A 25,968-nucleotide genomic window follows, 5' to 3' on the forward strand; every position below is an offset into this window, starting at 1 on the left:
CGACCGCGAGGTCAGGCCGGCTGCCAGGGAGCAGCCGGTACGCCCAGCCGGTCGGCCACCGCGAGCACCACCGCCTCCGCACCCGCCCGGCCGATCACCTGGAGGCCGACCGGCAGCCTGTCGACGGTGCCCACGGGGACGGACGCCGCCGGCGCCCCCGTCGCGTTCGCGAGCGAGGTGAAGCGCGTGAGGACGAGCTCGACCGGCCAGGCACGGCCCGCGACGTCGATCTCCTGCGCGCCGATGCGTGGCGCGACGACGGGGACGGTCGGACCCACGAAGACGTCGACGTCGCGCAGCGCCGCCTCGCACCACGCACGCGTGCGCGTCACGACCTCCCGAGCACGCGCCAGGTCGGCGTCGGCGACCGGACCGAGCTCCAGCAGGGCGGCGAGGTCGGGCCCGTACGAGGCAGGCGCGTCGGCGAAGGCCGTACGGTGCACCTGCTCGGCCTCGTGCCGGACGAGGGTGAGGATCGCCTCGGTCCGCGCGGCGACATCGGGCACGGCCACGTCGACCACCTCGGCGAACCCGGCGGCGACCGTGCGCGAGGCGGCGGCCACCTGCGCGACCTCGGCGCTCGTGGACGGCTGGGCGTCGACGAGCCAGCCGACCCGCAGCCCAGACAGATCGTCCCCGGCGACCGTACGCCCACCGAGCGCGTGGAACGCGAGGCCGACGTCGGCGGCCGTACGCCCGAGCAGCCCGACGTGGTCGAGCGAAGGGGCGAGCGGGTAGGCGCCGTCGAGGCTCATCCAGCCCGCCGTCGGCTTGAGCCCGACGCAGCCGGACAGCGCTGCGGGGATGCGCACGCTGCCGGCGGTGTCGGAGCCGAGCGCGAGCAGGCTGCTGCGCGCGGTGACCGATGCGCCGCCACCACCCGACGAGCCACCAGGGATGCGGTCGTGCGCCCACGGGTTGCGCGTCGGCCCGAAGTGCGGGCTGTCGGTGCGTCCGCCCCACGCGAACTCGTGAGTCGCCTGCTTGCCGAGGACGACCGCACCCGCCGTCCGCAGCGCCGTCACGGCCGCCGCGTCGCCGCGTGGGACGTGGTCGGCGAACCGCGCCGAGCCGTACGCGGTGCGCAGGCCGGCGATGTCGAAGAGGTCCTTCACCCCGACCGGGATGCCGTGCAGCGGTCCACGCGGACCACGTGCGGCGATCTCGGCGTCGGCAGCGCGGGCCTGCGCGAGCGCAGCCCCACGGTCGACGGTGACGTAGGCGTTGAGATCTGGCTCGGTCTCCGCGATCCGTCGCAGGTAGGCGTGCGCGAGGTCGACGGCACGCACCTCGCCCGTCGCCAGCGCCCCGGCCGCCGCGACCAGGTCGAGCGCGAGGAGGTCGTCGTCGCGTGCTGACGGGTTCATCGCGGCATGCACACGACCGGCTTGATCGCCTCGCCCGACAGGCTCGCGGCGATCGCGTCCTCGATCTGGTCGAGCGCGAAGTACTCGACGAGCCGGTCGTACGGGAAGCGTCCCTGGGCACGCAGCGCGAGCAGGGCCGGGATCACCTGGCGGCTGGTCGCCCCGCCGCCGAGGACGCCGATGATGCGCTTGCCCCACAGCGTCGTGAGGTGGTCGATCGCGAACTCCGCGCCGGCCGGGGCGCCGCCGATGAGGATGCAGGTCCCGAGCATCCCGACCGAGTCGACGGCCTGACGGACGACCGGGACGACACCGGTGCACTCCAGCGCGAACGTCGCCGGGCCGCCGCAGATCTCGTGGACCTGCGCGACCACGTCCTCGCTCGCGTCGAGAGTGTGGGTGGCGCCGAAGGACAGCGCCAGGTCGAGTCGAGACCGGTGCTTGTCCACCGCGATGATCGTCGTCGCCGGCGTGCAGCGGGCGGCCATCACCGCGGAGAGACCGACGGCCCCAACCCCGTACACGACGAGCGAGTCGCCCATCGCTGGGCGTGCGGTGTTGAGGACCGCGCCCGCGCCGGTGGAGATGCCGCAGGCCAGCGGCCCGACGATCTCCAGCGGCACGTCCTTGTCGACGACGACGAGCGCGTCCGCCCACGTCAGGGCGTACGTGGCGAGCGACGACTGGCCGAAGAAGTGGCTCGACAGCGCCGACCCGTCCGTACGGTGCAGTGCGGACTCGCCTTCGCGCGGTCCGAGCAGGCGCGCCCCCGACACAAGGGCCTCCCCCAGCCGGTCGCAGTAGCGCGGCTCGCCGCCGATGCAGTGCGCGCACATGCCGCACGACGGCCAGCCGATCACGACGTGGTCGCCGGGCGACACCGACGTCACGCCGTCGCCGACCGCCTCCACGATCCCGGCGCCCTCGTGCCCGAGCACGCCGGGAAGCGGCTGCGGCAGGTCGCCGTGCCGGGTGATCTCGTCGGTGTGGCACAGCCCCGTCGCGATCACGCGCACCAGTGCCTCGCCAGCACCAGGACGGTCCAGCTCGACCTCCTCGAGCACGAACGGCGCACCGGACTTCTCGACGACCGCGGCAGTGATCTTCATGAGGTCCTCTCCTGGGTACGGGCGGGGGCGCGCGTCTCGAGCGCGGTGAGGTCGACGTGGTAGCCGACCGGGAAGATCCGGAAGCCCGTACGGTCGATGACCTGGCCCCACAGCCCGCGCGGCATCCAGATCGCGGAGGCGGCGGCGAGGACGCCGAGCACGATGAGGTACCAGCTGCCAGAGTCGGCGAGGAGCTGCTGGAGCGCGAAGAAGACGACCGCTCCGACGATCGGGCCCTCGAGATAGCCGATGCCGCCGATGACGACGATGAAGATCATGTACGCCGACCACTGCACGCTGAAGATCGCGTCGGGCTGGACGCTGAGCGCGTTGATGACCAGCAGGCCGCCCGCGGCGCCGCAGCCGGCAGCGGAGGCAAGGTAGACGACGTACTTGGCACGGGCGACGTCCACGCCGCTGGCCCGCGCGGCCACGTGGTCGTCACGGACCGCCGTCAGCGCGAGGCCCACGCGACCGCGCAGCAGCCAGTAGCAGGCAGCGACGGTGAGGATCGCGACGCCGAGTGCGGACCAGTAGATGAACGCGGCACGCAGGGTCTGATCGACGGTGCTCATGCCGGTCAACGGACGGCCGCTCGGGCCGCCGAGCGCGTCGATCTTGATCACGACGAGCCGGTAGACCTCCGCGATCACCCACGTGCCCACGGCGAAGTAGTCGCCGCGCAGCCGGAACGCGAGCCAGGACGTCGGGATCGCCAGGATCGCCGCCGTGAGGGCCGCGAACACGAGCGCGAGGAACGGCGAGAGGCCCTGGTCGGCGAGCGCGACGACCGTGTAGGCGCCGACGCCGATGAACGCCTGCTGCCCGACCGAGACCATGCCGCCGAACCCGGCGAGGAGGTTCCACATGCTCGCGATCACGACGTACACGAACAGCATGAACAGGCTGCTCGTCACGCTCTCGAAGACGAGGAACGGCAACGCGGCCAGCAGCACGACGAGGGCGCCGAGCGCGAGCACCGTCCATCGCGAGGAGCGGGCGGAGCGCCGTACGACGGCCTTCGGTGCGCCCGGGTGCGCCATCAGCGTGCTCATGCCCTGCTCCTTTCGCATGAGCACTGCGGTGCCTCGCTCCTCGTACTCATGCCATCGCCCGCTTCGGGATCATGCCCTGCGGCCGGAACGCCAGCACCGCGAGGAACACCAGGTGCCCCGCGAGCACGGCGCTCGACGGGTCGTACAGGGCGACGATGCTCTGCGTCATCCCCAGGATGAGACCGCCGGCGAGCGTGCCCCACAGCGAGCCGAGCCCGCCGATCACGACCGCCTCGAACGCGAAGATCAGCCGGGACGGCCCGAGCGCCGGGTCGAACGACGAGCGCATCGCGAAGATCATCCCCGCCAGCGCCACCGTGCCGAACGCGATCGCGGTGGCGATGCCGTAGACGTGGCGCGAGTTCGCGCCGACCAGCGCCGCGGTCTCCGGGTCGTCAGAGGCGGCGCGCATGATGCGGCCGTTGCGGCTGCGGCTGAGGAAGAGCTGGATCGCGATGATCGAGCCGAGGGCGGCGACGACTCCGAGGATCCCGAGGTACGACAGCGAGATCTCGCCGACCTGCAGCGCGCCGGTCGCGAGCGCACCCGCGTCGAGCGTGCGGGTGTCGGCGGAGAAGATCTGCAGCAACGCGTTCTGGAGCACGATCGACAGGCCGAACGTGACGAGCAGCGTAGCGAGCGGGCCTGCCTTCAGGCTGCGCTGGAAGAGGACCCGCTGCGTGCCGTACCCGATGAGCGCGAACAGCGGGATCGTCACCACGACCACCATCCACAGCGGGAGGAACGTCGCACTGACCAGGACGAACGCGAGGAACGAGGCGGCGATCGCGAGGTCGCCGTGCGCGAGGTTCACGATCCGCATCACCCCGAACATCACCGAAAGACCGCAGGCGAACAGGGCGTACAGGCCGCCGAGCAAAATGCCCTGCGTCACGGCGTTGAGGAGGTCCATCGGGTCAACCCGCCTTCGGACTGGAGTCGATGCCGAAGTACGCCGCCTCGACGTCGGGCAGCGCGAGCTCGCTCGGCGCCCCCGACAGGACGGTGCGCCCTTCGAGCAGGCAGTGGACGTGGTCGGCGACGGCCATCGCCTGGCTGACGTCCTGCTCGACCAGCAGGACCGCGCAGCCGCTGCGGACGATCTCGGCGAGCGCCTCGTAGATGCGCTGCACGACGACCGGGGCGAGACCGAGCGACAGCTCGTCGACGAGCAGCAGCCGCGGGTTCGCCATGAGCGCACGGCCGATCGCGACCGCCTGCTGCTGACCGCCGGACAGCTGCATCGACGACTGGTGCCGCCGGTCGGGCATCCAGTCGAAGAGCGCATAGATCGCGTCCAGGTCCCATGCGCCGGGCCGCCTGCGGTACTGGCCGGTGAGGAGGTTCTCCTCCAGGCTCAGCGAGGGGAACAGCCGCCGCCCCTCAGGCACCATCGCGATCCCCTGCTCGACACGCTGGTGCGTCGGCACCGTCGTGATGTCGGTGCCGACGAGGCTGATCGTGCCGCGCGACGGCCGCAGGACACCGGCGAGCGTACGGAGCAGCGTCGACTTGCCGGCGCCGTTCGCGCCGATGACGGCGACCTTCTCGCCCTCGCGGACGTCGAGGTCGAAGTCGCGCAGCGCCTGGAGCTGTCCGTGCTCCACGCACAGGCCTCGTACGGAGAGCAGGGTGTCCTCGCTCATGCGACGTCTCCTTCGACGGTCACCGCGTGGCCCAGGTAGAGCTCGCGGACGGTCGGGTCTGCCAGGACCGCGGACGGCTCGCCGTCGGCGACCAGGCGTCCGCCCGCCAGGCACGCAAGACGGTCGACGGTCGCGGTGAGCGCATGGACGACGTGCTCGATCCAGACGATCGCGACGCCCGAGGCGTTGACGGCTCGGACGAGCGCGACGAGCTCCACGACCTCCGGCTCGGTGAGGCCGCCGGCGACCTCGTCGAGCAGCAGCACCTTCGGCGCAGCGGCAAGCCCGCGGGCGACCTCGAGGCGCTTGCGCTGCAGCAGCGTCAGCGCGCCGCCACGCGTGTTGGCCACCGGGAGCAGCCCGGCACGCTCGAGGACCTCCATCGCCGCGTCGGCCGCCGCCCGGCCACGCAGGCCCGCGGCCTCGGTCGCCGCGACGAGGACGTTCTCGAACACCGTCATGCCCTCGAAGGGCCGCGGGATCTGGTACGTCCGCCCGAGGCCGGCACGCGCGCGACGGTGGGGCGCCATCGCCGTGACGTCGACGCCCTCGAGCACGACGCGTCCGGAGTCGGGGGCGAGGTCGCCGGAGATCATCGCGAAGAGCGAGGTCTTGCCCGCACCGTTCGGTCCGACGATCCCGAGCGTCTCCCCCGTACCGACGACGAGGTCGAGGCCGTCGGCCACGACGACCTGCCCGAAGCTCTTGGACAGGTCGTCGAGACGCAGCAGCGGCGAGGCGGTCTGCGCGGGGACCATCAGGCGTTGGTCGGCTCGAGATCGCCGCCGACCGGCACCTCGGTGTTGGCCGAGTTGTCGACGATCGAGATGTCCCAGTCGAACTCGGTGCCGGGACGCCACTGACCGCCGACCGGGTGCTGGATCGCGATGCCCGGCTCCGGCCCCTTGGTGAAGTCGAGCGGACCGCTCATGCCGGTGTAGGACATGGTGCGCAGCTTCTCCGCGACGTCGTCCTTGTCCTTCGGGTCGTCGGCCTTCTTGAACGCCTCGACGGCGATCTCGAACAGCGAGTAGACCGACCCGAGCGCCTGCGTCCACTGGTTGCCCGTGTCCTTGGCGAACGCCGTGGCGAGCTCCTTGCTCGTCGTCCCGTCGATGCTCGAGGTGTACGGGTGGGACGGGCTCCACCAGATGTCGGTCGCGATGTTGTTCGAGAGCTGGCCGAGGGCTTCGGCCTCGGCGGGAAAGAGCATGACCTTCGCGACGGTCGCGAGCTTCGGGCGGAAGTCCTGCTGCTGCGCCTGCTTCCAGAACGTCTGGAAGTCGGGAGGGATCGGCGTGGTGGTGAAGAGCTCCGCGCCGGACTTCTTGAACTTCGCGATCTGGGCGCTGAAGTCGGCGGCGCCGTTCTGGTACTTGCCGCCGTCGATCGGGTTCCAGCCCTGCTCCTTCATCGCCGCGCCGAGGCCGTCGCGGAACGCGTTGGCGTCGGTGTCGTCGGGCCAGAGCGCGGCGACGTCCTTGGACTCGACGCCCATGCGTTCCCACATCGGGAAGAAGCACTCGGCGAACTGGTCCATGCCGAAGAAGAACAGCGTTGTGTACTGGAAGCCTTCGCCCGGCGTGCCGTTGCGGCCGTGGAACCACGCCTCCCAGGGCGCGATCGTCGTCACGTTCGGGACGCCCGAGGCCTCGCACTGGTCGGCGACGGGGTTGGTCGTGTCAGGAGTGCCGGAGCCGACGATGAGGTCGACCTTGTCGCTGTTGATGAGCTGCTGCGTCACCTCGGTGGCACGGGTCGCGTTCGACTGGGTGTCCTTGACGACGATCTCGATCGTCCGCTTCTTGCCGCCGGCGGTGAAGCCCTTGCGCAGCGCCTCGTTCATCTGCTTGACGACGAACGAGTCCGACGACGCGAAGCTGGCGAGGGGGCCGGTCTGTGGCGATACCAGCCCGATCTTGAGCACGTCGCTGGCCGAGGAACCGGTTCCCTTCAGGCCCCCGCAGGCCGAGAGCACCGAACTGCCACCGAGCGCGACGGCACCCATGCCGACGGTCTGGAGGAATGACCGGCGCGAGAAGCCGGTCCCGGGGGTGTTGTCCATGAGGGTTCTCCTTGATGCGCGACCGACCAGCGGTGACGTTGTCCGCCGAATGTGTTCGTAGATCGAACACATGTAGCGAGAGCGAACATAGCTGTGACGTGGATCTCCCCGGAAGGGCCGAGCGGTGTCCCTGCACGAATCGTCAAGTGGCTACACGACGACCGCCCTCGGCAGATCTGCCGAGGGCGGTGCGCACCTGCCACGAGAACGTGGCAAGGGGAAGGCGTCAGGCGGTGGGTCGGCGCTCCATGAAGGGGCAGGCGTCGAGCAGCCTGCGGAAGTCGAACGTGATCGGACGGGCATCGAAGTCCAGGCGGCTGCGCAGGTAGGCGACAGTGACCTCGCGGCCCTTGATCTTGAGGCCCTGCGGCAGGCGGAACTTGTCGACGCTCGCGAAGTAGTCGAGGTACTTGAACTCGCCGCCCGCCGCCGTACGCGAGAGCACCCACGCGTTGGGGATGCCGTACGCGTCGGCGATGACCAGCCCGTGCAGCGAGGCCGTCACGATCTGGCGGCAGCTCATGATCTCGCGGAGCACGCCCTCGACGTCGTCGGTGCCGAGGTCGATCAGCTTCACCCCGGGCCCGAGCTGAGCCTCAGCCCAGCGCTTCTCCGACCAGCGGGCGACGATGCCGATGTCGTGGGTCTTCTTCACCTTCGGGCGGAAGTACAGCGGAGTCAGCAGGGCCGGGTCGCCGTACACCTCCGGGACCTTCGCCTCGACGTCGAGCAGACGCGCCCGCGACAGCGGCCCGCGGACGGCCGTGTAGGTCGCCTCGGGCACGAGCTGGTCGCGATTCTCGTTGCCGAACGAGCCGGACCCCCAGACGATCGACTGTGGCGAGACCCGCTTGAGGATCGAACCGACCGCGATGTAGTGCGGACGCGACTTGTCGGCGAACACGACCTGGCGGCCGGTCATCTTGCCGATCAGCCACGGGGAGAGCAGGTCACCGAAGTTGGGAGCGCGCACCCACCACGTGAGCGGCAGCGCACCGTTCTGCTCGATGAGGTCGCTCGCCACCTCGTACTCCCCCGCGATCGCCGACAACGCAGACGGTGACGTGCGGCGTCGGCCGAGGCGGGTGTGGACACGCTTCCGGAGCGTCGTACGGGGGCCGGAGGCGGTGACGACCTGGCTGGGCATGGTCGTCAGCGTATCCGTACCGATCCGCTGGACAAAGCGCCCGTGCCGTGACGGGCCACGTGCACCGTCACCCGCGTCCGAAGTAGCGGGTCGCCGCCGCCACGATGAGGAACGTCCCGACGACGATCAGGGACCACCCGCCGAGCCTGCGCCAGCTGCGCGACCGCACCCAGGCGACCACCCGGTCGACATAGACCGCGAGCTGGGGCACGCGCACGCGCGCCCACAGCATCAGCAGGTACGGCAGCGCCGCCGCCGCCGCGAACCCGACGTACACGAGCACCTGAACCAGGACGGGCGAGTCGCCCTCGCGAGCGATCCGGACGACCAGGTACGTCGCTGCCGCACCACTCACGCTCACCACGGTGTTGACCGCCGCGAACCCGAAGAGCTCTCGCGGGCGCGCCAGCTCCTTCGAGGCGACGCGCGGCTCGGGGAGGTCGTCGTCGGACTGCTCCCGGCGGCGAAGCACCCAGATCCCGGCGATGACGAACAGTACGCCGGCAATCTCGTCGAAGGTCTGCTCCACGAAGAGCGACTCGACCTTGCCCTGCAGCACGCGAGCCCACGTCTCGGGGTTGGCGAGCTGGAAGAGCACGGTGAGCGCGACGGCGCCCGTGGCCACACCGCCTGCCACGACCAGGCCCTGGCGCGCCACCCGCCCGCTCCGCCCGAGCACGGCGACCTGGAGGGCGATCAGCGTCGGGCTGAACCCCGTCGCGAGCCCCAGCATCACGAGACCGAGGACGGTCCCGGCCGCGGAGAGTACGAGGGCGAGCATCGCTCACAGCCTAGGGCGGGTCGGCGGCCCTCACCGGCCACCGACCCGCCCCGGGTGCTCGATCTGTCGTCCTACCTCGGCGCCGCGACGCCTTCACCTTCGGGCGCTGCCCAGAACAGGCCGCGTGCCGCCTGGCTCTGCCCGCCCTTGGGGTGCGTCCGGAAGAACACCGAGGTGCCGAAGACGAACGCCTTCGCGCCCGACGCCGCTTCGGCCGAGACGACCGCCGGCTGGCCCGCGGCGTCCTGCGGACCGTTCGGCGTGGTCCCGCCGGCACCGCCGCGCCGCCAGTGCCCGGCGATCAGCGGCGTCGTGGCGTCGAACGTCTGCTCCACCGTGACCTCTGCCCCCAGCCCCGTGAACCACGTCGCGGGATAGACGAACGAGTGGGCCTGCGCGTACGGCGCCAGGACGCCCGCGGCCACGGTGTCGACGGCGACGATCCCGTTGCCGGAGCCGTTGCCGGCGACCGCCGTCCCCGTGACGAGGCCGAAGGTCCGCGCCGTGTTGAAGGCGCCGGCGCCGCGACCGACGATGCTGCCGCCCGCGTCGACGTATGCCGTCACGGCAGCGCCGCCCGCAGCCTGGCTCTCGTTGAAGCTCAGCGCCGACCCGAGCCACAGCACGTCGACGTCGACGAGCAGCGACGGCGTCGCCGTGAGCGTCGCGGCGGTGAGCGGGACCAGGTCGTCGAACCCGAGCTGGGTCAGCGACAGCAGGTCGTCCTGGTTGCCGGTGTAGCCGATCGTCAGGTCGTCGAGCCCCTTGGCCGTACCGTCGCTCAGCTGGCGCACCTCCGCGGAGGTGGCCTTCTCGAAGTCGACGTCGAGCTCCTCGGCGACGTCCTCGACCGCGTCGTACGAGGCGCGGTCGGACCCAACCACGGCAGAGCCGTCCGCGAGCTGCGACACGGCGACGCCGTCCTCGAGCAGCGCGTTGAGCGCCCGGTAGTCGTTGACGCCGGCGAGGTCGAAGGTCACGTACGCGCGCTTCGACGGGACGTCGCCGTCGGCGTCGCCGCTGACGGGCCGGAGCTTCGGCAGCCTTCCCACTCCGGTCGTGCCGACCGGCTCGACGTCAGCACCCCAGAGGAAGCCCCAGCTCCACGCCGAGATGTCGTACATGCTCGGGAACTTCGCCGAGATGTCGGCTCCCGGAGCGAGCAGCGCGTGCGCGAGGTTGCGCTTGGGCTGGTGCAGGTCGACGACGTACGTGCCCTTGCGGAAGGTCGTGCGGCCGAGCCGTTCCGAGCGGTCGAGCCGGCCGACCTCGATGCCGTGCAGGCGCAGCGCGCGGACGAGCGTACGGGCGTCAGAGACCGAACGCTGGTCGTCGTCGATGGGGATCACGAACGCCCGCGGGTACGACACCGGGTTCTGGTCGTCGGCGACGTCCCACTCGTCCTTCCACTCCTGCGGGCCCGGGACGTCGGCGATGGTCGCGGTCGTCAGCGCCTCGCGCGGGGCGCCGACCGACGCCCGGCGGAAGAACTCGATCTGGTCGGAGAGCATCGCGGCGTCGTTGTTCTCCACGTAGTCGACGAGGCTCTGCATGGTCTTGAGTGCGACCGCCGTGTTGATGACGGCGTTCGCCGGGGTCTGGGTGCTGCTGTTCGGCCGCGACTTCGGCAGCTCGACGGTCGCGGTGACCGCGCCGGAGAACGCCGCGTACTGAGCGGTGAACACCGGCGGGAAGTCGTCCCAGCCCGACGGGGTGTCGCGGTACGGGATCTTGATGTGCGCGTTCTCCGGACCAGTGACCTCCGGGACGACGCGGCCGGTGGTCACGTCGTAGTAGGTGTTGCCGGGGATCTGCGCCTCGACCACGTCCTTCTCCACCTGCAGGGACAGCGCGTACGCGTGCGGGATGAAGAGGTCGTACTCGTAGTCGTCGCCGTGCGGCGGGCCGCAGGGCTCGATCTGCAGCACGCTCGTGTAGCCGTGGAAGTCGGCGGCGTACAGCGCCTGGACGGCCTCGGCGGTCTTGATGAACGACGTCGACTCCGGCGTCGTGTTGGTGATCATGTCGCGGTTCGCGTCGAGGTTCACCGCCGTCGGCCGCTGTCCGATCGTCCGGCCGTCGGGGTTCAGCGTGAGGCTGAAGTAGAGCCGGTGTCCGTCAAGGAGGTCGCCGACCTCGCTCTCGGGCGCGGTCACGAGCTGCTCGATGTACTGGAGGGAGGCGTCCGTGCCCTCCCACTCGTTGCCGTGGATGTTGGAGCTGATCCAGATCGGCGTCTTGTAGTCCCGTGCCAGGCGCCTGTCCTTCGCGGCGTCCTTCGGGTCCTGCTTGATCTCGTCGCGCCACGCGGTCTGCTGGGCGGTCTCGCGGCGGTTCTCGGGCGCGGTGACCGTGACGAGGTAGAGGTCGCGGCCCTGCGTCGACTGGCCGACGACCTGGGCTGAGATCCGGTCCGACTGCGCCATCAGCGCGTTCAGGGTCGGCGCGATGTCGTCGTACCGGACCATGTCGCCGCTGTCGGCGGCGTCGGGATCGGCCTCGGGGAAGACCTTCAGCGTCGGCTGGTACGGGTACGACGTCGGCATCCGCAGCGGGTCGCCGGCGACCTCGCCGGACGCGGCCTTGCGCGCGGCCTTGGCGGTGAGCGAGCCCGCGGCGGCCGGCTCCTTGGCCGAGCGTTCGGTGAACGGGGAGACAGGGGACGGGTCGGCGACGGCGGGGGCCGTCATCAGGGCGGTCGCGACGAGCGAGGCGCTCGCCGCGAGGCCGACTACGCGGAGGTGTCGCACGGGGGATCCTCTCCGGAGGGGACGGAGCCGGTGTGACGCGTTGTGACGTACGACACGTCGGCACGGATAGGCCGATTCTGCCGCGAAATCGCGCCGACGGCGAGTGCTCTCTGCGGGGTGAATTCAGGTCTTCACCGGGTGTCCGGTCAGGAAACGTCTCCGAAACGGCGCCGCCGGAACAGCGCCGGCAGGAACCGCAGCATCAGCGCCGACCACGTGAGGTGGGTCAGCGTCGACGCCTGGACCCCGCCGGTGGCGCGTCGCTGGAGCCCGAACAGTGTCCCCATCACCGCACCGGCCAGCGTGAGCGACGGGTTGCGGGAGGAGGCGGTGGTCGCGGTGTAGGCGAGGGTCGAGACGAGGACGGGGTGGCGCTGCCCCACCGCCTCGTACAGAGCGCCGCGGAAGAACAGCTCTTCGGCGGCACCGTTCGCGAGGGTTGTGAGCACGACCAGCGGCGGGCTGCCCTCGGCGAAGCGCAGCACCCGCCGCACGGCCGCGTCGAGGACCGGGATGCGCTGCGCCACCAGCGCACCGGCGCAGAAGCAGCCGAACGCGCCGACCCCGGTGAACACCGGCACCACGACGGGACGCCGCTGCGGCGCGTCCGGGCGTTCGATCCAGCCCCGGTGTAGGGGACCCGAGGCTAGCGCGCCCGTCGTCCAGGTCGCCGCCGTCGCCAGGGTCAGGCCGTAGAACTGTGGCGAGTCGGGTCGTGTCGAGAGCGACACCCCGAGCAGGCCCGCACCAGCGACGCCCACGGCGGCGACCGTACGGCGACGCCGACGGACCACCTCCGCGGGCTCAGGGACGGCGGCCGGGGCGACGTACCCGAGCCCACGCGGCAGCAGGGCGCGGACACGGTCCCACCGTCCCCCGCCGCTCACGAGGACCCACCGTCCTCCTGCTCCCGGGCGCGCTCGGCGAGCGCCCGCCGTACCGCCTCGTCGTACGCGAGCGGCTCGAACGGCACCACCTCGCGGATGGCGTCGTCGCGGACCACGACCTCGTTGACCATCGAGCCCACCAGCGAACGCCCCGTCCGCGTGTCGACGTCGGTGACGAGGGCGAGCCACAGCGCCGAGAGCCCCGGACTGAGCAGCGGGACCGGGAGGATCACCGGATGGCGCCCCTCGATGTCGGCGAGGCGGCGCATCATCGCCGCGTACGCGAGGACGTCCGGGCCGCCGATCTCGTACGCCCGGTCGGTGCCTTCGGGCAGGCTCAGCACTCCGACGAGGTAGCGGATCACGTCGTCCACGGCGATCGGCTGCGTCCGTGTGCTCACCCAGCGCGGCGTCACCATCGCCGGCAGGTGCTCGACGAGCTGACGCGTCATCTCCCACGAGATGCCGCCGTGACCGACGACGATCCCCGCACGCAGCGTCGTGACCGGGACGCCGCCCTCCGCCAGCAGGCCCTCGACCTCGCGCCGGCTGCGCAGATGGGGAGAGAGTTCGTCGCTGTCGTCGCCGAGCCCGCCCAGGTAGACGATGCGCCAGACCCCGGCCGCGGCCGCCGCCTCACCGAACGCGCGCGCCGCCTGCGCATCACGCCGGACGAAGTCCTCCGATCCGAGGGAGTGGACGAGGTAGTACGCCGACTCCACGCCCTCCAGGGCGGGCGACAGGGAGGCGGCGTCGTGCACGTCGCCGAAGACGGCCGTCCCCTCGCCCTCGTACGCGTCGGGCCGACGGGTCATCGCGAGCACCTCGTGCCCGTCCGCCACCAGCGACGGGACAAGTCTGCGCCCGATGAATCCCGTGGCTCCCGTCACGAGTACACGCATCGCGCCCTCCCCTGGTTGGCACCCTGCCTTCGATCATGGATTAACGGGCACCGGCACGCTCGTCGCCGTCCGTAACCCTTCGAGAACGATCTCTGGGCGTCGTAACAATCTCGTGCTCTTCTTGTGGCACCATCCCCTTCGTTACGAGATCAGCCTCACGAGAGATCAGTCTCGTGAACCCTCAGAGCTCAAGGAGCAACTTCGATGAAGGTCACCGGACGAGGCCTCAGCAGGGCGTTCGCCGCCGCTGCCGGAGCACTCGCGCTCACCGTCTCGATGGCCGCCTGTGGCGGTGACGACAGCGACGACGCGAGCAAGGAGGTCGACGGCATCAAGATCGTGGAGGGCGACACGCTCACGATCTGCACGCACCTTCCCTACAAGCCGTTCCAGTACCGCGACGACAGCGATGAGGTCGTCGGCTTCGACACCGACCTGCTCGCGCTGCTGGCCGACGACATGGGCATCGACCACAAGGTCGTCGACATCGACTGGGCCCAGATCACCTCCGGCGCCGCGTTCAAGGCCGGCAAGTGCGACGTCGGCATGGGCGCCATGACGATCACCGACGAGCGTGCCGGTGCACTCGCGATCTCCGACCCGTACTTCGACGCCACCCAGGCCCTGCTCGTCAAGGCCGACTCGGGCATCGAGGACCTCTCGGCGCTCAAGGGCAAGAAGATCGGCGTCCAGACGGACACCACCGGCGCGATGTACGCCGAGGAGAACGCCGAGGCCAACGGCTACAGCGTCGTCACGTTCGAGGACATGGCGCTGCAGGCCAACGCCGTCAAGGCGGGCTCGATCGACGCCGCGATCAACGACAACGGCGTGCTGTTCGACTTCGCCAAGGACAACCCCGACACCGCGGTGACGACGGAGTTCGACACGGGCGAGCAGTACGGCTTCCCGGCGGCCAAGGACGCCAACGGCGAGAAGATCATCGAGCGCCTCAACGAGGTCCTCGCGACCGCCAAGGAAGACGGCACATACGACGAGATCTACGAGAAGTACTTCGGCACCAAGCCGTCGACCCGTTGATCCGTCTGGCACAGTAAGGGAGCCATGAGCACCCCCACCGACTTGGCTCCGACCCGTCGTCCGCTGAGCCCGCGCAAGCGGGCTCAGCGGATCCGGGCCGTCCAGTACACCGTCCTCGTCCTGCTCATCGCCGCCGCCGTGCTGTTCGCGGACTGGCCTCAGATCAAGGACGTCTTCTTCCGGCCCGACCTCGTCGAGAAGACGATCACGAGCGGGCTCGGCCACGCGCTCTTCAACACGATCGTCTACACCCTCGGCGCCTTCGTCTTCGGCATCGTCGTCGGTACGATCTTCGCGATCATGCGGCTCTCGCAGATCGGCCCGTACCGGTGGATCGCCACCATCTACATCGAGTTCTTCCGCGGCCTGCCCGCGCTGATCGTCTTCCTCGTCTTCACGCTGCTGCCGCTGGCCTTCCCGGGCATGCGCATCCCATGGGACCCGTACGGCACGGTCTGGCTCGCCCTCGGCATCGTCGGCAGCGCCTATCTCGCGGAGACGATCCGCGGCGGCATCCAGGCCGTCCCCAAGGGCCAGGTCGAAGCCGCCCGCTCGCTCGGCATGACGTCCAGCCAGGCGATGCGCAAGGTCGTCCTCCCGCAGGCGTTCCGTACGATGCTGCCGCCGTTGACCAACGAGCTGATCTTGCTGGTCAAGGACTCGTCGCTGGTCTACATCATCGGGCTGTCCAAGGAGCACTACGAGCTCACGAAGTTCGGACGCGAGCTGGCGAACCAGAACGTCAACGTGACGCCACTGGTCGTCGCCGGCATCGCGTACCTCATCATCACTCTCCCGCTCTCGATGCTGGTCCGCCGGCTCGAGGCCAACGCAGGAAAGGCACGTTGATGTCCGACGCACTCGTCGAGATCCGCGACCTGCACAAGTCCTTCGGCGACAACCACGTCCTGCGCGGGATCGACTTCGAGGTCGCCCCCGGCGAGGTGGTCTGCGTGATCGGTCCGTCGGGCTCCGGCAAGTCGACGCTGCTGCGCTGTGTCAACCTGCTGGAGGAGCCGAGCAGCGGCACGGTCCTCGTCGCCGGCGAGGACCTCACCGATCCCGACTGCGACATCGACGCCGCCCGCCGGCACATCGGCATGGTGTTCCAGAGCTTCAACCTGTTCCCGCACCACACGGCGCTGAGCAACTGCATGGTCTCCCAGCAGACGGTGCTCAAGCGGGGCAAGAAGGAAGCCCGCAAGATCGCCGAGGAGAACCTCGACCGCGTGGGGCTCACCGACAAGCACGACGCCTACCCGGCGAAGCTGTCGGGCGGGCAGCAGCAGCGCGTCGCGATCGCCCGCGCGCTGTCGATGGCGCCCAACCTCATGCTCTTCGACGAGCCCACCTCGGCGCTCGACCCGGAGCTGGTGGGCGAGGTCCTCACGGTCATGCGCAAGCTGGCCGAGGAGGGCATGACAATGCTGGTGGTCACGCACGAGATGGCGTTCGCGCGCGAGGTTGCCGACCGTGTCGTCTTCATGGACGGTGGAGTGATCGTCGAGCAGGGCACCCCGCACGATGTCATCGGGAGCCCGAAGGAGCCTCGCACGAAGGAGTTCCTGCGCCGTGTCCTCGACCCCACGCACGTCAGCCCGAGCTGATTGCGAGATAGTCGACCCTCGACAGACTCCTGGGAGGACCCTGCATGGCTGAGACGAAGCATGGCTGAGAAGCAGTCCGTTCTCGGCCGCGTGACCGCACTCGCGCAGGCCGACGTCTCGACGCTGATCGACGACTCCGCCGATCCGGAGTCGCTCTTCCTCGCCCTTGCTCGGGCGTTCGCGACGACGATCGCCGAGGCCGAGGACACGCTCGCGAGTGCGCTCGCGGCGAAGCGTCTGACCGAGCACGACCGGGCCGAGGACCAGCAGACCGCCGACGACTGGGGCGTCCAGGCGGCCACCGCGGCCTACCACGCCTCGGAGCTGCGCATCGAGGGCAACATCAGTGGCGCCGCGGTCTTCGACGACCTCGCCCGTACGGCACTGGCGCGCCAGCTCGCCACCGAGAAGGAGGTCGCCGACGCCGTCTCGGTCGTCGCGTCCATGGCGTCGTACGTCGAGCGCCTGCGCAACGGGCTGGAGCTCGCGCGCGACCAGCTGGCGATCATCGAGGAGCGCCGCGCGCGTCAGCTCGGTCACGTCGAGCCCGCGGACGGCCGGCTCCTCGACGACGAGGTCGCCGACGTGCTCGACCCGTACACCGAACTCGCCACCTTCGAGCTGAAGCTGCACCGCGAGGACGAGCGGCTGTCCGACGCGCCCGACCGCCCGTCCTACCTCGACGACCGCTTCACGGGCCGTGTTCACCCGAGCGTTCGCAGCGAGGTCGAGCGGCGCCTCGAGATGCTGCGCCCGGACGAGGACGAGCTCGTCGCGGCCCTGGCGGCACGGGCGACCGCTTCGGCCGAGCGGCTCGCAGTCGAGGCCGAGCGGCTGGCCACCCAGGCGCGGGAGCACGACGACTCGGATCTCGATGTCGACGAGCCGGAGATCGAGGTCGCGGTCGAGGTCGCGGCTGAGGTCGAACCCGAGCCCGCGGTCGACCCGGAACCGGAGCCGGAGCCCCCGGTCGAACCCGACCCGGAGCCCGCGGTTGAACCGGTGCCCGAGCCGGAACCCGCAGCTGACGTCGAACCCGAGCCAGAGCCCGAAGCCGTGGCCGAGCCCGTGGCCGAAGCGGTGCCCGAACCCGAGCCCGCGGCTGAGGTCGAACCCGAGCCGGAGCCGGAGCCTGCGGCAGAGCCGGAGCCTGCGGCAGAGCCGGAGCCGGAGCCTGTGTTCGAGCCCGAGCCCGAACCCGAACCTGAGCCCGAACCCGCGGCTGAGGTCGAACCAGAGCGAGCGCCCGAGCCCGCCCCGGAGCCCGAGCCGGCATTCGTGGTGGAGCCCGAGCCGGAGCCCTTACGACCCGCCGGCCGCCGACGCGCGAACGTCCCGGTCAAGGGGCCGGACGACGAGCCGACCGTGCCCGTGACCGGGAGCGGGCCGGTGCCCACCCCCGTCCCCACCCCTGCTCCGGCACCGCCGCCGGATCCCGCGCCCGCGCCCGAGCCCGAGCCTCAGGACGACGATCCCGAGCCTCCGGCTCCGCCGAGCGAGGTCCGGCTGTCCTCGGTCGATCCCATGCCGCGCGGCAACCCGCTCGCGGGGATCGCGGACACCGAGGCGGCGTACCGGCTCGCACGCGCGCAGGAGGAGACACGCTTCGACCTCCCGGTCTTCGACGACTCGCGGCCGGACACAACCGGGTCGCAGGCGGCGCTCGCACACATTGCCCCGCTGCCGCCGCTGCCGCCGCTCGACGAGGACGAGCTGCCGACGGCCGAGTATCCGGCGATCAGGTTCGACTCCGTGCCCAACGCCCCGGAGCCTGCCCCGAAGTCCGAGGAAGACCGGCTCCGCGAAGAGGGCGACGCACTGGCACGCCGTCGCGCTCGACGCGCCCGCGAGGCTCACCAGCCCGGTGTGCCGACGGCGTACGACATCGCGTACGACCCGAACCAGGGTCCGACGCACCCGAGCTATCTCGAGCCGCCGGGCCCGCGTGACCTCGGAGAGGACGCGCAAGTGTTCCCGCTGCGCCCCCGTACAGAGGCGCCGCGCAACGGCGCGCCCCGCCCGAACGGCCCGAGCGAGCCCACGGACTCCGACGACGCCCCCTGACGGGCGCGGCACGCTCACCAAGCCAAGGTTGCGGACACCGAGCCAACCGAAGAGGCGTGGCTCGGCGTCCGCAACTCCGGCTAGGTTCAGGCCTTCTCCCAGCGGAACAACCGCGTCGCGAGCGCTCCGAGCACCAGTGCAAAGGCGAGCAGCGCGAGGATCGGCACGACGACGGCCGACGGCCCCTCGCCGCGCACCATCACGTCGAGCATGCCCTGGTTGACCCACTTGAGCGGGAGCACGTTCGAGAGCGCCACGATCCACGCCGGAGCCCCGTCCAGCGGGAAGAACGAGCCCGACAGGAACGCCATCGGCAAGATGACGAAGTTCGCCGCGCCCGTCGCCCCCTCCTCGGTCTTGCTGAACGAACCGATGAGCAGGCCGAGCGCAAGGAACGCGAGCGTCGCCGCCGCGAGCAACGGCACCGAGATCCACCACCAGCCCGTCAGCTCCAGCCCCATGAACGCGACCGCGGGGACGAGGAACATCACCATCTGGATCCCGGCGAGCATCAGCGCGGTCACCACCCGGGCGCCCACCACCGCGTAGGTCGGGACCGGCGACAGCCTGAGCCTGCGCAGCAGCCCGTTGCGTCGCCACAGCACGAGGTTGGCGGCCGCCCCGAACGTCGCGCCCATCGCGATCGCCCAGCCGAGCAGTGACGGGGTGAAGAACTGGATCGCGCTGAGCGACTCGTCCTCGACCTGCTCCGGCGCCAGCGTGTACGTCGGCGGCTGGCCCGACGCGGCGGCGTTGGCCGCCTGGACGATGTTGTTGAAGGTGCCCTGGACGATGCCGGCGGTGACCTGGTCGGCCGCCGAGTACCACAGCACGAGGGAGTCGCCGTCCATCGTGACGACGGCGTCGGCATCGCCCTTGCGGACCTCGGCGATCGCCGCGTCACGGTCGTCGCCGTCCTCGATGTCGAGGGTCTCGTCGATCGCTGCCTGCGTCGCCGCATCGGCGTCGTCCAGGAGCGGCACGGCACCGACCTGGATGACGTCGCTGCGGGGGACGCTGGCGTCGCCGAGCAGACCGCCGAAGAGGAAGAGGAACATCAGCGGGAAGACCACGGCCCAGAACAGCGCCATCCGGTCACGCAGGAATCCCTTGACCATGGCGATCGCGAGGCTGCGGAAGGGCCGGCCGCGGCTGGGTGCCGCGGCAGCCTTCGCCGGACGCTCGGTGGTGGGGGCGCTCATGCGCGGTACTCCCGTCCGGTCAGGTCGAGGAAGACGTCCTCGAGGGTGGCGCCTCGTACCGAAAGGCCCTCGAGGGCATCACGCTCGGCCAGGGCGGTGAGGACGAGCGCCGGCCGGCGGGTCGAGACCCGTACGGCGGACTGCTCGAGCGCGGCGGACTCCACACCCGGGAGGGCGGCGGCCTGCTCGGGGGTGAGCGTGCCCGGCGCGAGGCTGATCTGCACGGGCAGGTCGAGGCCTCGTACGAGCGCGGCCGGGGAGTCGATCGAGAGGATCTTTCCGCGGTCGACGATCGCGACCCGATCACACAGGATCTCCGCCTCGTCCATGTAGTGCGTCGTGAGCACGACTGTCCGCCCCAACTCGTTGAGGCGCGCGAGGACGTCCCACAGGTTGCGCCGCGCCTGCGGATCGAGCGCCGCCGTCGGCTCGTCGAGGAAGACGAGATCGGGATCGTTGACGAGCGCGCACGCGATGGACAGCCGCTGCTTCTGGCCACCGGACAGCTTGTCGGCCTGGATCGCCGCCTGCTCCGTCAGTCCGACGAGCTCCAACAGCTCGCCGGTACGCGTGGCAGGCGCACCGTACAACGCGCCGAACGTGTCGAGCTGCTCACGCGCGCTCAGCTTCTCGAAGAACGCCGAGGCCTGCAGCTGCACCCCCATCCGCCCGAGGATCCGCGGGTCGCGACGCGCCGGGTCCATCCCGTCGACGAGAGCCCGGCCCCCGTCGGGTCGGCGCAGGCCCTCCAGGATCTCCAGCGTCGTCGTCTTGCCCGCACCGTTGGGCCCGAGGAGTCCGAAGAACTCCCCGGGCTCAACGGTGAAGGTGATCCCGTCGACAGCACGTACCTCGCCGTACTTCTTGACGAGGTCGTGCGCCTCGACTCTCAGCCCCATGTCTCCACCCTCTGATCATTGGTTCATTACTGAAGTAATGAACCATAGAGCAAGGGACGGGGTCAACCCGTTTCACGCGCTCCCGTCACGTGAGCAGCGTGCGCACGACCCGGAGGCCGACTGAGAGGCGCGCGAGATCCGGGGTGTCCTCCCCCCAGATCTCCTCGAGCGTCTCCTCTGCACGCTCGAGCACCGAGGCCTCCGTGGCGCCCCACTCCTGCACGCGGTCGTGCGCGGACGACTCGGGATCAGTCGAGCTCAGCACCTTGCGGGCAAGCTGTCCTTGGACGCCGAGCAGGTCGTCGCGCAGCGCGGCACGGGCCATCGAGCGCCACCTGTCGTCGCGAGGGAGCGCCTGGATGCGGTGCGCCAGACGATCCAGCCCGAGCTGCTCGCCGAGCTCGAAGAACAGCTCCGCGACGGTCGTCGCCACCGTCCCTGTCGACAGGGCGATGTCGGCCATCTCGATCGCCCCGTAGGCCGGCGCGAGCGCGGCGAAGGTCTCCGCGTCGTCGGTCGGGACGTGCGCATCGGCGAGCGCGTCGGCCCTCCCCCGCCACAGCGCATGCTCACGACCGACCATCAGCCGGGGCAGGTCGCGCAGCAGGCTCTGCACCGCCGTCCCGAAGTAGTCGACGCTGCCCTCGACGTCGGCGAACCGGCGGTGGTTGATCAGCCATCGCGACGTCCGCTCGACGAGCGCCTGCACCGCGCTGCGCATGACCTCCTGCACGTCGGCCGGCACCACGTTGTCGAGCTGGCTCGCCCGCTCGAGCAGCGCCCCCTCGCCACAGATCTCGCTGGCGATCGAGCGCGCTCGTGCGAGCTCGGCAGCCGAGGAGCCCGTCTCCCCCGACAGCCGGTGGAAGTACGAGATGCCCGCACGGTTCACCATCTCGTTGACGATCGCGGTCACGACGATCTCGCGGCGCAAGGGATGCTCGGCCATGTCGGCGCGATACTCCTGGCGCAGCGCGCTCGGGAAGTAGCCGAACAGGTGCCCCCGGTAGTAGGGGTCGTCGGCGATGTCGGACGTGAGCAGCTCCTCCTCGAGCACGATCTTGGTGTACGCCATCAGCACGGCAAGCTCTGGCGCCGTCATCCCGACACCCTGCGAGCGACGCTCCGCGATCTGGTTCGGGGCGGGCAGGAACTCCAGGGCACGGTTGAGGTAGCCCCCGCGCTCCAGCCGAGCGACCCAGCTCGCGTGCGCGTGCAGCAGGCTGACCGCGGCATCGACCGAGCCCGCCAGCGACACGTTCTGGTCGTAGTTGTCGGTCAGGACGAGCCGCGCGACCTCGTCGGTCATCGACGCGAGCAGGGTGTCGCGCTCCTGCGAGGAAAGGTCGCCGCGCGCCCTGACCTGGTTGAGCAGGATCTTGATGTTGACCTCGTGGTCGCTCGTGTCGACGCCGGCGGAGTTGTCGATGAAGTCGGTGTTGATCCGACCGCCCGTCAACGCGTACTCGATGCGCCCGAGCTGCGTGAGTCCGAGGTTGCCGCCCTCGCCGACGCACTTGCAGCGCAGCTGATCGCCGTTGACCCGGATGGCGTTGTTGGCCTTGTCGCCGACGTCCGCGTGCGACTCAGAGGACGCCTTGACGTACGTGCCGATGCCGCCGTTCCAGAGCAGGTCGACCGGTGCCATGAGGATCGCCCGGAGCAGCTCCGGCGGGCTCATCGCGGTGACGTCGTCATCGATCCCCAGCGCCTTGCGCATCTGCACGCTGATCGGCACGGACTTGGCCGTACGGGGGAACACCCCGCCGCCCTCGGAGATGAGGCTCGCGTCGTAGTCGGCCCAGCTCGAGCGCGGCAGGGCGAACAACCGCTTGCGCTCCTCGAACGACGGTGCCGCCTCCGGGTCGGGGTCGACGAAGATGTGCCGGTGGTCGAACGCGGCGACCAGCCGCGTGTGCTCCGACAGCAGCATCCCGTTGCCGAACACGTCGCCGGACATGTCGCCGATGCCGACGCAGGTGAAGTCCTCGCGCTGGCAGTCGACGCCCATCTCGCGGAAGTGCCGCTGGACCGACACCCACGCGCCACGCGCGGTGATGCCCATGGCCTTGTGGTCGTAGCCCGCCGAGCCGCCCGACGCGAACGCGTCGCCCAGCCAGTAGCCGTAGTCGGCCGCGATCTGGTTGGCGATGTCGGAGAACGTCGCCGTCCCCTTGTCGGCGGCGACGACGAGGTAGGTGTCGTTGCCGTCGTGGCGGACGACGTCCGGCGGCGGGACCGCCTCGCCGCCGATGCGGTTGTCGGTGAGATCGAGCATCGACGAGATGAACGTCCTGTAGCAGGCGACGCCCTCGGCGAGCCACGCCTCACGATCGGCAGGATCGGGGAGCTGCTTGCAGTAGAAGCCGCCCTTCGCCCCGACCGGCACGATGACGGCGTTCTTGACCATCTGCGCCTTGACCAGGCCGAGGACCTCCGTACGGAAGTCGTCGCGCCGGTCGGACCAGCGCAGACCGCCGCGCGCGACGGCCCCGAACCGCAGGTGCACACCCTCGACCCGCGGCGAGTAGCAGAAGATCTCGTGCGCGGGCCGCGGCTCGGGCAGGTCGGCGATGTCGCGCGGCGACAGCTTGAACGACACGTACGACCGGGGGCGACCGTCCTCGTCGCGCTGGTAGAAGCTCGTGCGTACGGTCGCGCGGACCAGCGTCCGGTACGACCGCAGGACGCGGTCGGTGTCCAGTCCCTCGACCGCCTCGAGCCGCTCGCGCAGGTCGGCCTCGACCTCCTCGGTCAGCGACTCGCGGCGGGAGTCGTCGACGGAGGGGTCGAAGCGGGCCTGGAACAGGTCGAGGATGAGCCGGACGACGCCGGCCTCGGCCAGGAGCACGGCCTGGATCGACTCCAGGCTGAACGGCGTCCCCGCCTGCTGGAGATAGCGTGCGTACGCCCGCAGGACGACGGCCTGGCGCCAGTCGAGGTCGGCACCGAGGACGAGCCGGTTGAACCCGTCGACCTCCGCGCGGCCGTCCCAGCACGCCGCGAACGCCTCGGTCAGCCGCGTACGGCCGGACTCGTCGGTGAGCACGTGCGAGCGGGCCCGGAACCAGTACACCCACACCGGCTCGCTCGTCGCCAGCTCGTACGGCCGCTCGTCGAGGATGTCGACACCGTGCGAGGCGAACGCGGGGAGCAGGTCGGTGAGCGCGGCGGGCTCGCGGGTGTACAGCCGGACACGAAGCCGATGGGGGTCGTCGTGCCGCGGGTCGGGCTCGACGTGGACGACGATCTGGTCCTCGCCACTGAGCAGCTCGCGGGCGGCGAGGACGTCGTCGACCGCGTCGGCCGCGTCGACGTCCTCCTTGTAGCCCGCAGGGAACGCGTCGCGGAAGCCAGCGAGGACGGAGGTCGTGCTCGCCTCGCCGAAACGCCGGTCGACGGCCGCTCCCAGCGAGTCCTCCCACGACCGGATTGCGGCCGCGACCTCACCCTGCAGCTCCGCCGCCTCCACGGTGCCGAGCTCCTGGCCCGGGCGGGGGCGGACGACCAGGTGGACGCGGGCGAGCTGCGACTCGCTCACCCACACGCCGTAGTCGATCATCGGGTCCCCGCCGACCCGCTCGGCCACCATCTCCTCGATGGTGAGCCGGACGTTGGTCGTGTAGCGGTCGCGCGGGAGATAGACGAGGCACGACAGGAACCGGTCGTACGGGTCGCGCCGGACGAACAGCTGGACGTGGCGACGCTCCTGGAGGTGGATCAGCGCCTCGGCGATCTCCGAGAGTCCTTCGACCGGGATCTGGAAGAGCTCGTCGCGCGGATACGTCTCGAGGAGGTCGAGGATCTCCTTGGCCGCGTGGCTGTCGGCGTCGTACCCGAGGCCAGAGATGACCGCGTCGACCTTGCGGTCGAGGATCGGGATGCGGGTGATGCTGCCGGTGTAGGCCGACGACGCGAGCAGCCCGAGGAAGCGACGCTCCCCCACGACCTCGCCGGAGGCGTCGAAGGTCTTGATGCCGATGTAGTCGAGATACCTGGTCCGGTGCACGGTCGAGCGCGAGTTGGCCTTGGTGATGACGAGCACTGTCTTCTCACGCGCCCGCGCGCGCGAACGCGGAGGGAGACGGGAGAAGGATGCGCTCTCGCGCCGCTCGTTGCGCAGGATCCCGAGCCCGCTGGCGGGGACCGAGCGGAGCTTCTCGTCGCCCGGCTCACCCGCGAGGTCGTACTCGCGATAGCCGAGGAAGGTGAAATTGTCGTCCGCGAGCCAGCCCAGCAGCAGCGCCGCCTCGGCGGCCTCGTCGGCAGAGATGCCGGCCGGCGGCGTCGACCGCAGCTCGGCGACGATCTCGTGCGCACGCGAGCGCATCGGGTCCCAGTCATCGTTGGCGAGCTCGACGTCGTACAGGACCCTTCGTACGCCCTCGCTGATCACCTCTTCGATGTCGGGACGGTCGCTGCGGTCGAGCTCGAGGTACATCCACGACTCGCGCACCGCGCCCGGCGCGGACTCGCCACCGGCGATCCCGACCGACTCCAGCTGGCCCGCGCCGTTGCGGACCACCTCGAGCTGCGGGTGGACGAGCCAGTCGACTCCAAACCCCTCCCTCGTCAGGAACCCGGTCGTCGAGTCGACCAGGAACGCACGGTCGTCGGTGACGACCTGGAGCACCAGGTGCCCCCGCGCATCCCACCCGTCGGTGTCGGCATCTGGTTGCCACACCTTCAGCAGGGTCTCCCCCGGCGCTCTGACTGCGGCGAGCCGGGCGTGGCTCGTGGCCGCGCCCCTCAACGCCTCTGGCGGTCGTTCCTTGCGCTCCTCGGCAGGGACGTGCTGGTAGTAGGCCTCCACCAGCGCATCGGTGACGTCGGGGGGCAGGTCGCCTTCCTCCATGGACAAGATCGGACTCCTTCGTGCACATCGTTGTGACTCTCTGCACACTACTTGGCGCCATTCTCGAGGCTCCCTGCGATGATGTCCGGCATGAGGCTGCACGAGATCGCCGACTACCCCGGCGCCACTCCCGACCAGGTCTTCTCGATCATCCGCGACGACGAGTTCCGTGCCGAGGTGTGCGAGAAGATGCACGCCATCGCGTACGAGGTCTCGGTGGACGACCAGGAGGACCAGGTTCAGGTCCAGATCGACCGGACGATGCCGGCGGAGATGCCGGACTTCATCAAGCGGCTGACCGGCGACACGGTCGAGGTCCGCCAGATCGAGACCTGGGGCCCCGCCGCTGCAGACGGCTCCCGTGCTGGCACCGTCCGGCTGACGATCAAGGGCCAGCCTGCGTCGATGGACGGCACGATGGCGATCCACCCGACGGCATCGGGCGCCGAGCTGGTCGTCGAGGGTGACCTCAAGGTCAAGATCCCGCTGATCGGCAGGAAGGTCGAGCCCGAGGTCGCGAAGGCCATCGTCGCCGCCCTGCGCGTGGAGTCCGAGGCGGGCCAGGCGCGGTTCGCCGAAGGCTGACCGCCC

The 25,968-nt window shown here is 70.5% G+C and carries 20 protein-coding genes; 5 read left to right on the forward strand and 15 right to left on the reverse strand.

The window, feature by feature from the left end:
* Window positions 1-11 precede the first annotated feature (11 nt).
* The 12 genes from H4N58_RS15295 to H4N58_RS15350 form a co-directional block, all read right to left on the reverse strand.
* Entirely contained in the window at window positions 12-1,367 is a 1,356-nt protein-coding gene (locus H4N58_RS15295; protein ID WP_167251726.1) for an amidase, read from the reverse strand.
* A complete protein-coding gene (locus H4N58_RS15300; RefSeq protein WP_167005076.1) occupies window positions 1,364-2,476 on the reverse strand; it encodes an NAD(P)-dependent alcohol dehydrogenase in 1,113 nt (370 codons plus the stop codon). Before H4N58_RS15300 ends, H4N58_RS15295 begins: the two co-directional genes overlap by 4 nt.
* On the reverse strand, window positions 2,473-3,531 hold the full coding sequence (locus tag H4N58_RS15305) for a branched-chain amino acid ABC transporter permease (protein WP_208322944.1): 1,059 nt from the start codon (window positions 3,529-3,531) through the stop codon (window positions 2,473-2,475). The genes H4N58_RS15300 and H4N58_RS15305 overlap by 4 nt, the downstream gene beginning before the upstream one ends.
* A gap of 46 nt (window positions 3,532-3,577) precedes the next feature.
* Window positions 3,578-4,444, reverse strand: coding sequence for a branched-chain amino acid ABC transporter permease (locus H4N58_RS15310; protein WP_167251725.1), 867 nt, complete (start codon window positions 4,442-4,444; stop codon window positions 3,578-3,580).
* Between the two features lie 4 nt (window positions 4,445-4,448).
* On the reverse strand, window positions 4,449-5,177 hold the full coding sequence (locus H4N58_RS15315; protein ID WP_167005082.1) for an ABC transporter ATP-binding protein: 729 nt from the start codon (window positions 5,175-5,177) through the stop codon (window positions 4,449-4,451).
* A complete protein-coding gene (locus H4N58_RS15320; RefSeq protein ID WP_167251724.1) occupies window positions 5,174-5,935 on the reverse strand; it encodes an ABC transporter ATP-binding protein in 762 nt (253 codons plus the stop codon). The genes H4N58_RS15315 and H4N58_RS15320 overlap by 4 nt, the downstream gene beginning before the upstream one ends.
* The gene (locus H4N58_RS15325; RefSeq protein ID WP_167251762.1) at window positions 5,935-7,242 is read right to left on the reverse strand and encodes an ABC transporter substrate-binding protein; all 1,308 of its coding nucleotides are present in this window, start codon (window positions 7,240-7,242) and stop codon (window positions 5,935-5,937) included. Before H4N58_RS15325 ends, H4N58_RS15320 begins: the two co-directional genes overlap by 1 nt.
* Before the next feature lie 226 nt (window positions 7,243-7,468).
* A complete protein-coding gene (locus tag H4N58_RS15330) occupies window positions 7,469-8,389 on the reverse strand; it encodes a polysaccharide pyruvyl transferase family protein (RefSeq protein ID WP_167251723.1) in 921 nt (306 codons plus the stop codon).
* A 67-nt stretch (window positions 8,390-8,456) separates the two neighbouring features.
* Entirely contained in the window at window positions 8,457-9,170 is a 714-nt protein-coding gene (locus H4N58_RS15335; protein ID WP_167251722.1) for a GAP family protein, read from the reverse strand.
* A gap of 71 nt (window positions 9,171-9,241) precedes the next feature.
* Window positions 9,242-11,920: a M14 family zinc carboxypeptidase gene (locus H4N58_RS15340; protein WP_167251721.1), complete on the reverse strand. Its 2,679-nt coding sequence runs from the start codon at window positions 11,918-11,920 to the stop codon at window positions 9,242-9,244.
* Between the two features lie 146 nt (window positions 11,921-12,066).
* Window positions 12,067-12,807 (reverse strand): CPBP family intramembrane glutamic endopeptidase, encoded by a 741-nt coding sequence (locus H4N58_RS15345; RefSeq protein WP_208322943.1) that lies wholly within the window; start codon window positions 12,805-12,807, stop codon window positions 12,067-12,069.
* The gene (locus tag H4N58_RS15350) at window positions 12,804-13,709 is read right to left on the reverse strand and encodes an NAD(P)H-binding protein (protein WP_167005097.1); all 906 of its coding nucleotides are present in this window, start codon (window positions 13,707-13,709) and stop codon (window positions 12,804-12,806) included. Before H4N58_RS15350 ends, H4N58_RS15345 begins: the two co-directional genes overlap by 4 nt.
* Before the next feature lie 204 nt (window positions 13,710-13,913).
* Here H4N58_RS15350 and H4N58_RS15355 point away from each other — a divergent pair, with 204 nt between their 5' ends.
* The 4 genes from H4N58_RS15355 to H4N58_RS15370 are packed head-to-tail and all read left to right on the forward strand — an operon-like array spanning window position 13,914 to window position 18,421.
* On the forward strand, window positions 13,914-14,750 hold the full coding sequence (locus tag H4N58_RS15355) for a transporter substrate-binding domain-containing protein (protein ID WP_167005100.1): 837 nt from the start codon (window positions 13,914-13,916) through the stop codon (window positions 14,748-14,750).
* A 24-nt stretch (window positions 14,751-14,774) separates the two neighbouring features.
* Entirely contained in the window at window positions 14,775-15,599 is an 825-nt protein-coding gene (locus H4N58_RS15360) for an amino acid ABC transporter permease (RefSeq protein WP_167005103.1), read from the forward strand.
* Window positions 15,599-16,357, forward strand: coding sequence for an amino acid ABC transporter ATP-binding protein (locus H4N58_RS15365; protein ID WP_167005106.1), 759 nt, complete (start codon window positions 15,599-15,601; stop codon window positions 16,355-16,357). Before H4N58_RS15360 ends, H4N58_RS15365 begins: the two co-directional genes overlap by 1 nt.
* Before the next feature lie 60 nt (window positions 16,358-16,417).
* Complete coding sequence (locus H4N58_RS15370) at window positions 16,418-18,421, forward strand: hypothetical protein (RefSeq protein ID WP_182397104.1); 2,004 nt, start codon at window positions 16,418-16,420, stop codon at window positions 18,419-18,421.
* An 86-nt stretch (window positions 18,422-18,507) separates the two neighbouring features.
* Here H4N58_RS15370 and H4N58_RS15375 read toward each other — a convergent pair whose 3' ends face one another.
* The 3 genes from H4N58_RS15375 to H4N58_RS15385 form a co-directional block, all read right to left on the reverse strand.
* On the reverse strand, window positions 18,508-19,623 hold the full coding sequence (locus tag H4N58_RS15375) for an ABC transporter permease (RefSeq protein WP_208322427.1): 1,116 nt from the start codon (window positions 19,621-19,623) through the stop codon (window positions 18,508-18,510).
* Window positions 19,620-20,522: an ABC transporter ATP-binding protein gene (locus H4N58_RS15380; protein WP_167251720.1), complete on the reverse strand. Its 903-nt coding sequence runs from the start codon at window positions 20,520-20,522 to the stop codon at window positions 19,620-19,622. The genes H4N58_RS15375 and H4N58_RS15380 overlap by 4 nt, the downstream gene beginning before the upstream one ends.
* 85 nt (window positions 20,523-20,607) lie before the next feature.
* Window positions 20,608-25,377, reverse strand: a complete 4,770-nt coding sequence (locus H4N58_RS15385) for an NAD-glutamate dehydrogenase (RefSeq protein WP_167251719.1) — start codon at window positions 25,375-25,377, stop codon at window positions 20,608-20,610.
* Between the two features lie 90 nt (window positions 25,378-25,467).
* On the opposite strand from H4N58_RS15385, the gene H4N58_RS15390 reads away from it, so the two are divergent.
* The gene (locus H4N58_RS15390) at window positions 25,468-25,962 is read left to right on the forward strand and encodes a DUF2505 domain-containing protein (RefSeq protein ID WP_167005117.1); all 495 of its coding nucleotides are present in this window, start codon (window positions 25,468-25,470) and stop codon (window positions 25,960-25,962) included.
* Window positions 25,963-25,968 lie beyond the last annotated feature (6 nt).

It is taken from the genome of Mumia sp. ZJ1417 (genome assembly GCF_014127285.1).
Lineage (GTDB): Bacteria > Actinomycetota > Actinomycetes > Propionibacteriales > Nocardioidaceae > Mumia.

Excerpts from the sequence above, each read along its gene's own strand:
- H4N58_RS15315 (WP_167005082.1), bottom strand. The coding sequence starts at position 5,177 with ATGAGCGAGGACACCCTGCTCTCCGTACGAGGCCTGTGCGTGGAGCAC.
- H4N58_RS15360 (WP_167005103.1), top strand. The coding sequence starts at position 14,775 with ATGAGCACCCCCACCGACTTGGCTCCGACCCGTCGTCCGCTGAGCCCG.
- H4N58_RS15330 (WP_167251723.1), bottom strand. The coding sequence starts at position 8,389 with ATGCCCAGCCAGGTCGTCACCGCCTCCGGCCCCCGTACGACGCTCCGG.
- H4N58_RS15310 (WP_167251725.1), bottom strand. The coding sequence starts at position 4,444 with ATGGACCTCCTCAACGCCGTGACGCAGGGCATTTTGCTCGGCGGCCTG.
- H4N58_RS15355 (WP_167005100.1), top strand. The coding sequence starts at position 13,914 with ATGAAGGTCACCGGACGAGGCCTCAGCAGGGCGTTCGCCGCCGCTGCC.
- H4N58_RS15305 (WP_208322944.1), bottom strand. The coding sequence starts at position 3,531 with ATGAGCACGCTGATGGCGCACCCGGGCGCACCGAAGGCCGTCGTACGG.
- H4N58_RS15380 (WP_167251720.1), bottom strand. The coding sequence starts at position 20,522 with ATGGGGCTGAGAGTCGAGGCGCACGACCTCGTCAAGAAGTACGGCGAG.
- H4N58_RS15335 (WP_167251722.1), bottom strand. The coding sequence starts at position 9,170 with ATGCTCGCCCTCGTACTCTCCGCGGCCGGGACCGTCCTCGGTCTCGTG.
- H4N58_RS15295 (WP_167251726.1), bottom strand. The coding sequence starts at position 1,367 with ATGAACCCGTCAGCACGCGACGACGACCTCCTCGCGCTCGACCTGGTC.
- H4N58_RS15350 (WP_167005097.1), bottom strand. The coding sequence starts at position 13,709 with ATGCGTGTACTCGTGACGGGAGCCACGGGATTCATCGGGCGCAGACTT.
- H4N58_RS15385 (WP_167251719.1), bottom strand. The coding sequence starts at position 25,377 with ATGGAGGAAGGCGACCTGCCCCCCGACGTCACCGATGCGCTGGTGGAG.
- H4N58_RS15365 (WP_167005106.1), top strand. The coding sequence starts at position 15,599 with ATGTCCGACGCACTCGTCGAGATCCGCGACCTGCACAAGTCCTTCGGC.
- H4N58_RS15300 (WP_167005076.1), bottom strand. The coding sequence starts at position 2,476 with ATGAAGATCACTGCCGCGGTCGTCGAGAAGTCCGGTGCGCCGTTCGTG.
- H4N58_RS15375 (WP_208322427.1), bottom strand. The coding sequence starts at position 19,623 with ATGAGCGCCCCCACCACCGAGCGTCCGGCGAAGGCTGCCGCGGCACCC.
- H4N58_RS15390 (WP_167005117.1), top strand. The coding sequence starts at position 25,468 with ATGAGGCTGCACGAGATCGCCGACTACCCCGGCGCCACTCCCGACCAG.
- H4N58_RS15370 (WP_182397104.1), top strand. The coding sequence starts at position 16,418 with ATGGCTGAGAAGCAGTCCGTTCTCGGCCGCGTGACCGCACTCGCGCAG.
- H4N58_RS15320 (WP_167251724.1), bottom strand. The coding sequence starts at position 5,935 with ATGGTCCCCGCGCAGACCGCCTCGCCGCTGCTGCGTCTCGACGACCTG.
- H4N58_RS15325 (WP_167251762.1), bottom strand. The coding sequence starts at position 7,242 with ATGGACAACACCCCCGGGACCGGCTTCTCGCGCCGGTCATTCCTCCAG.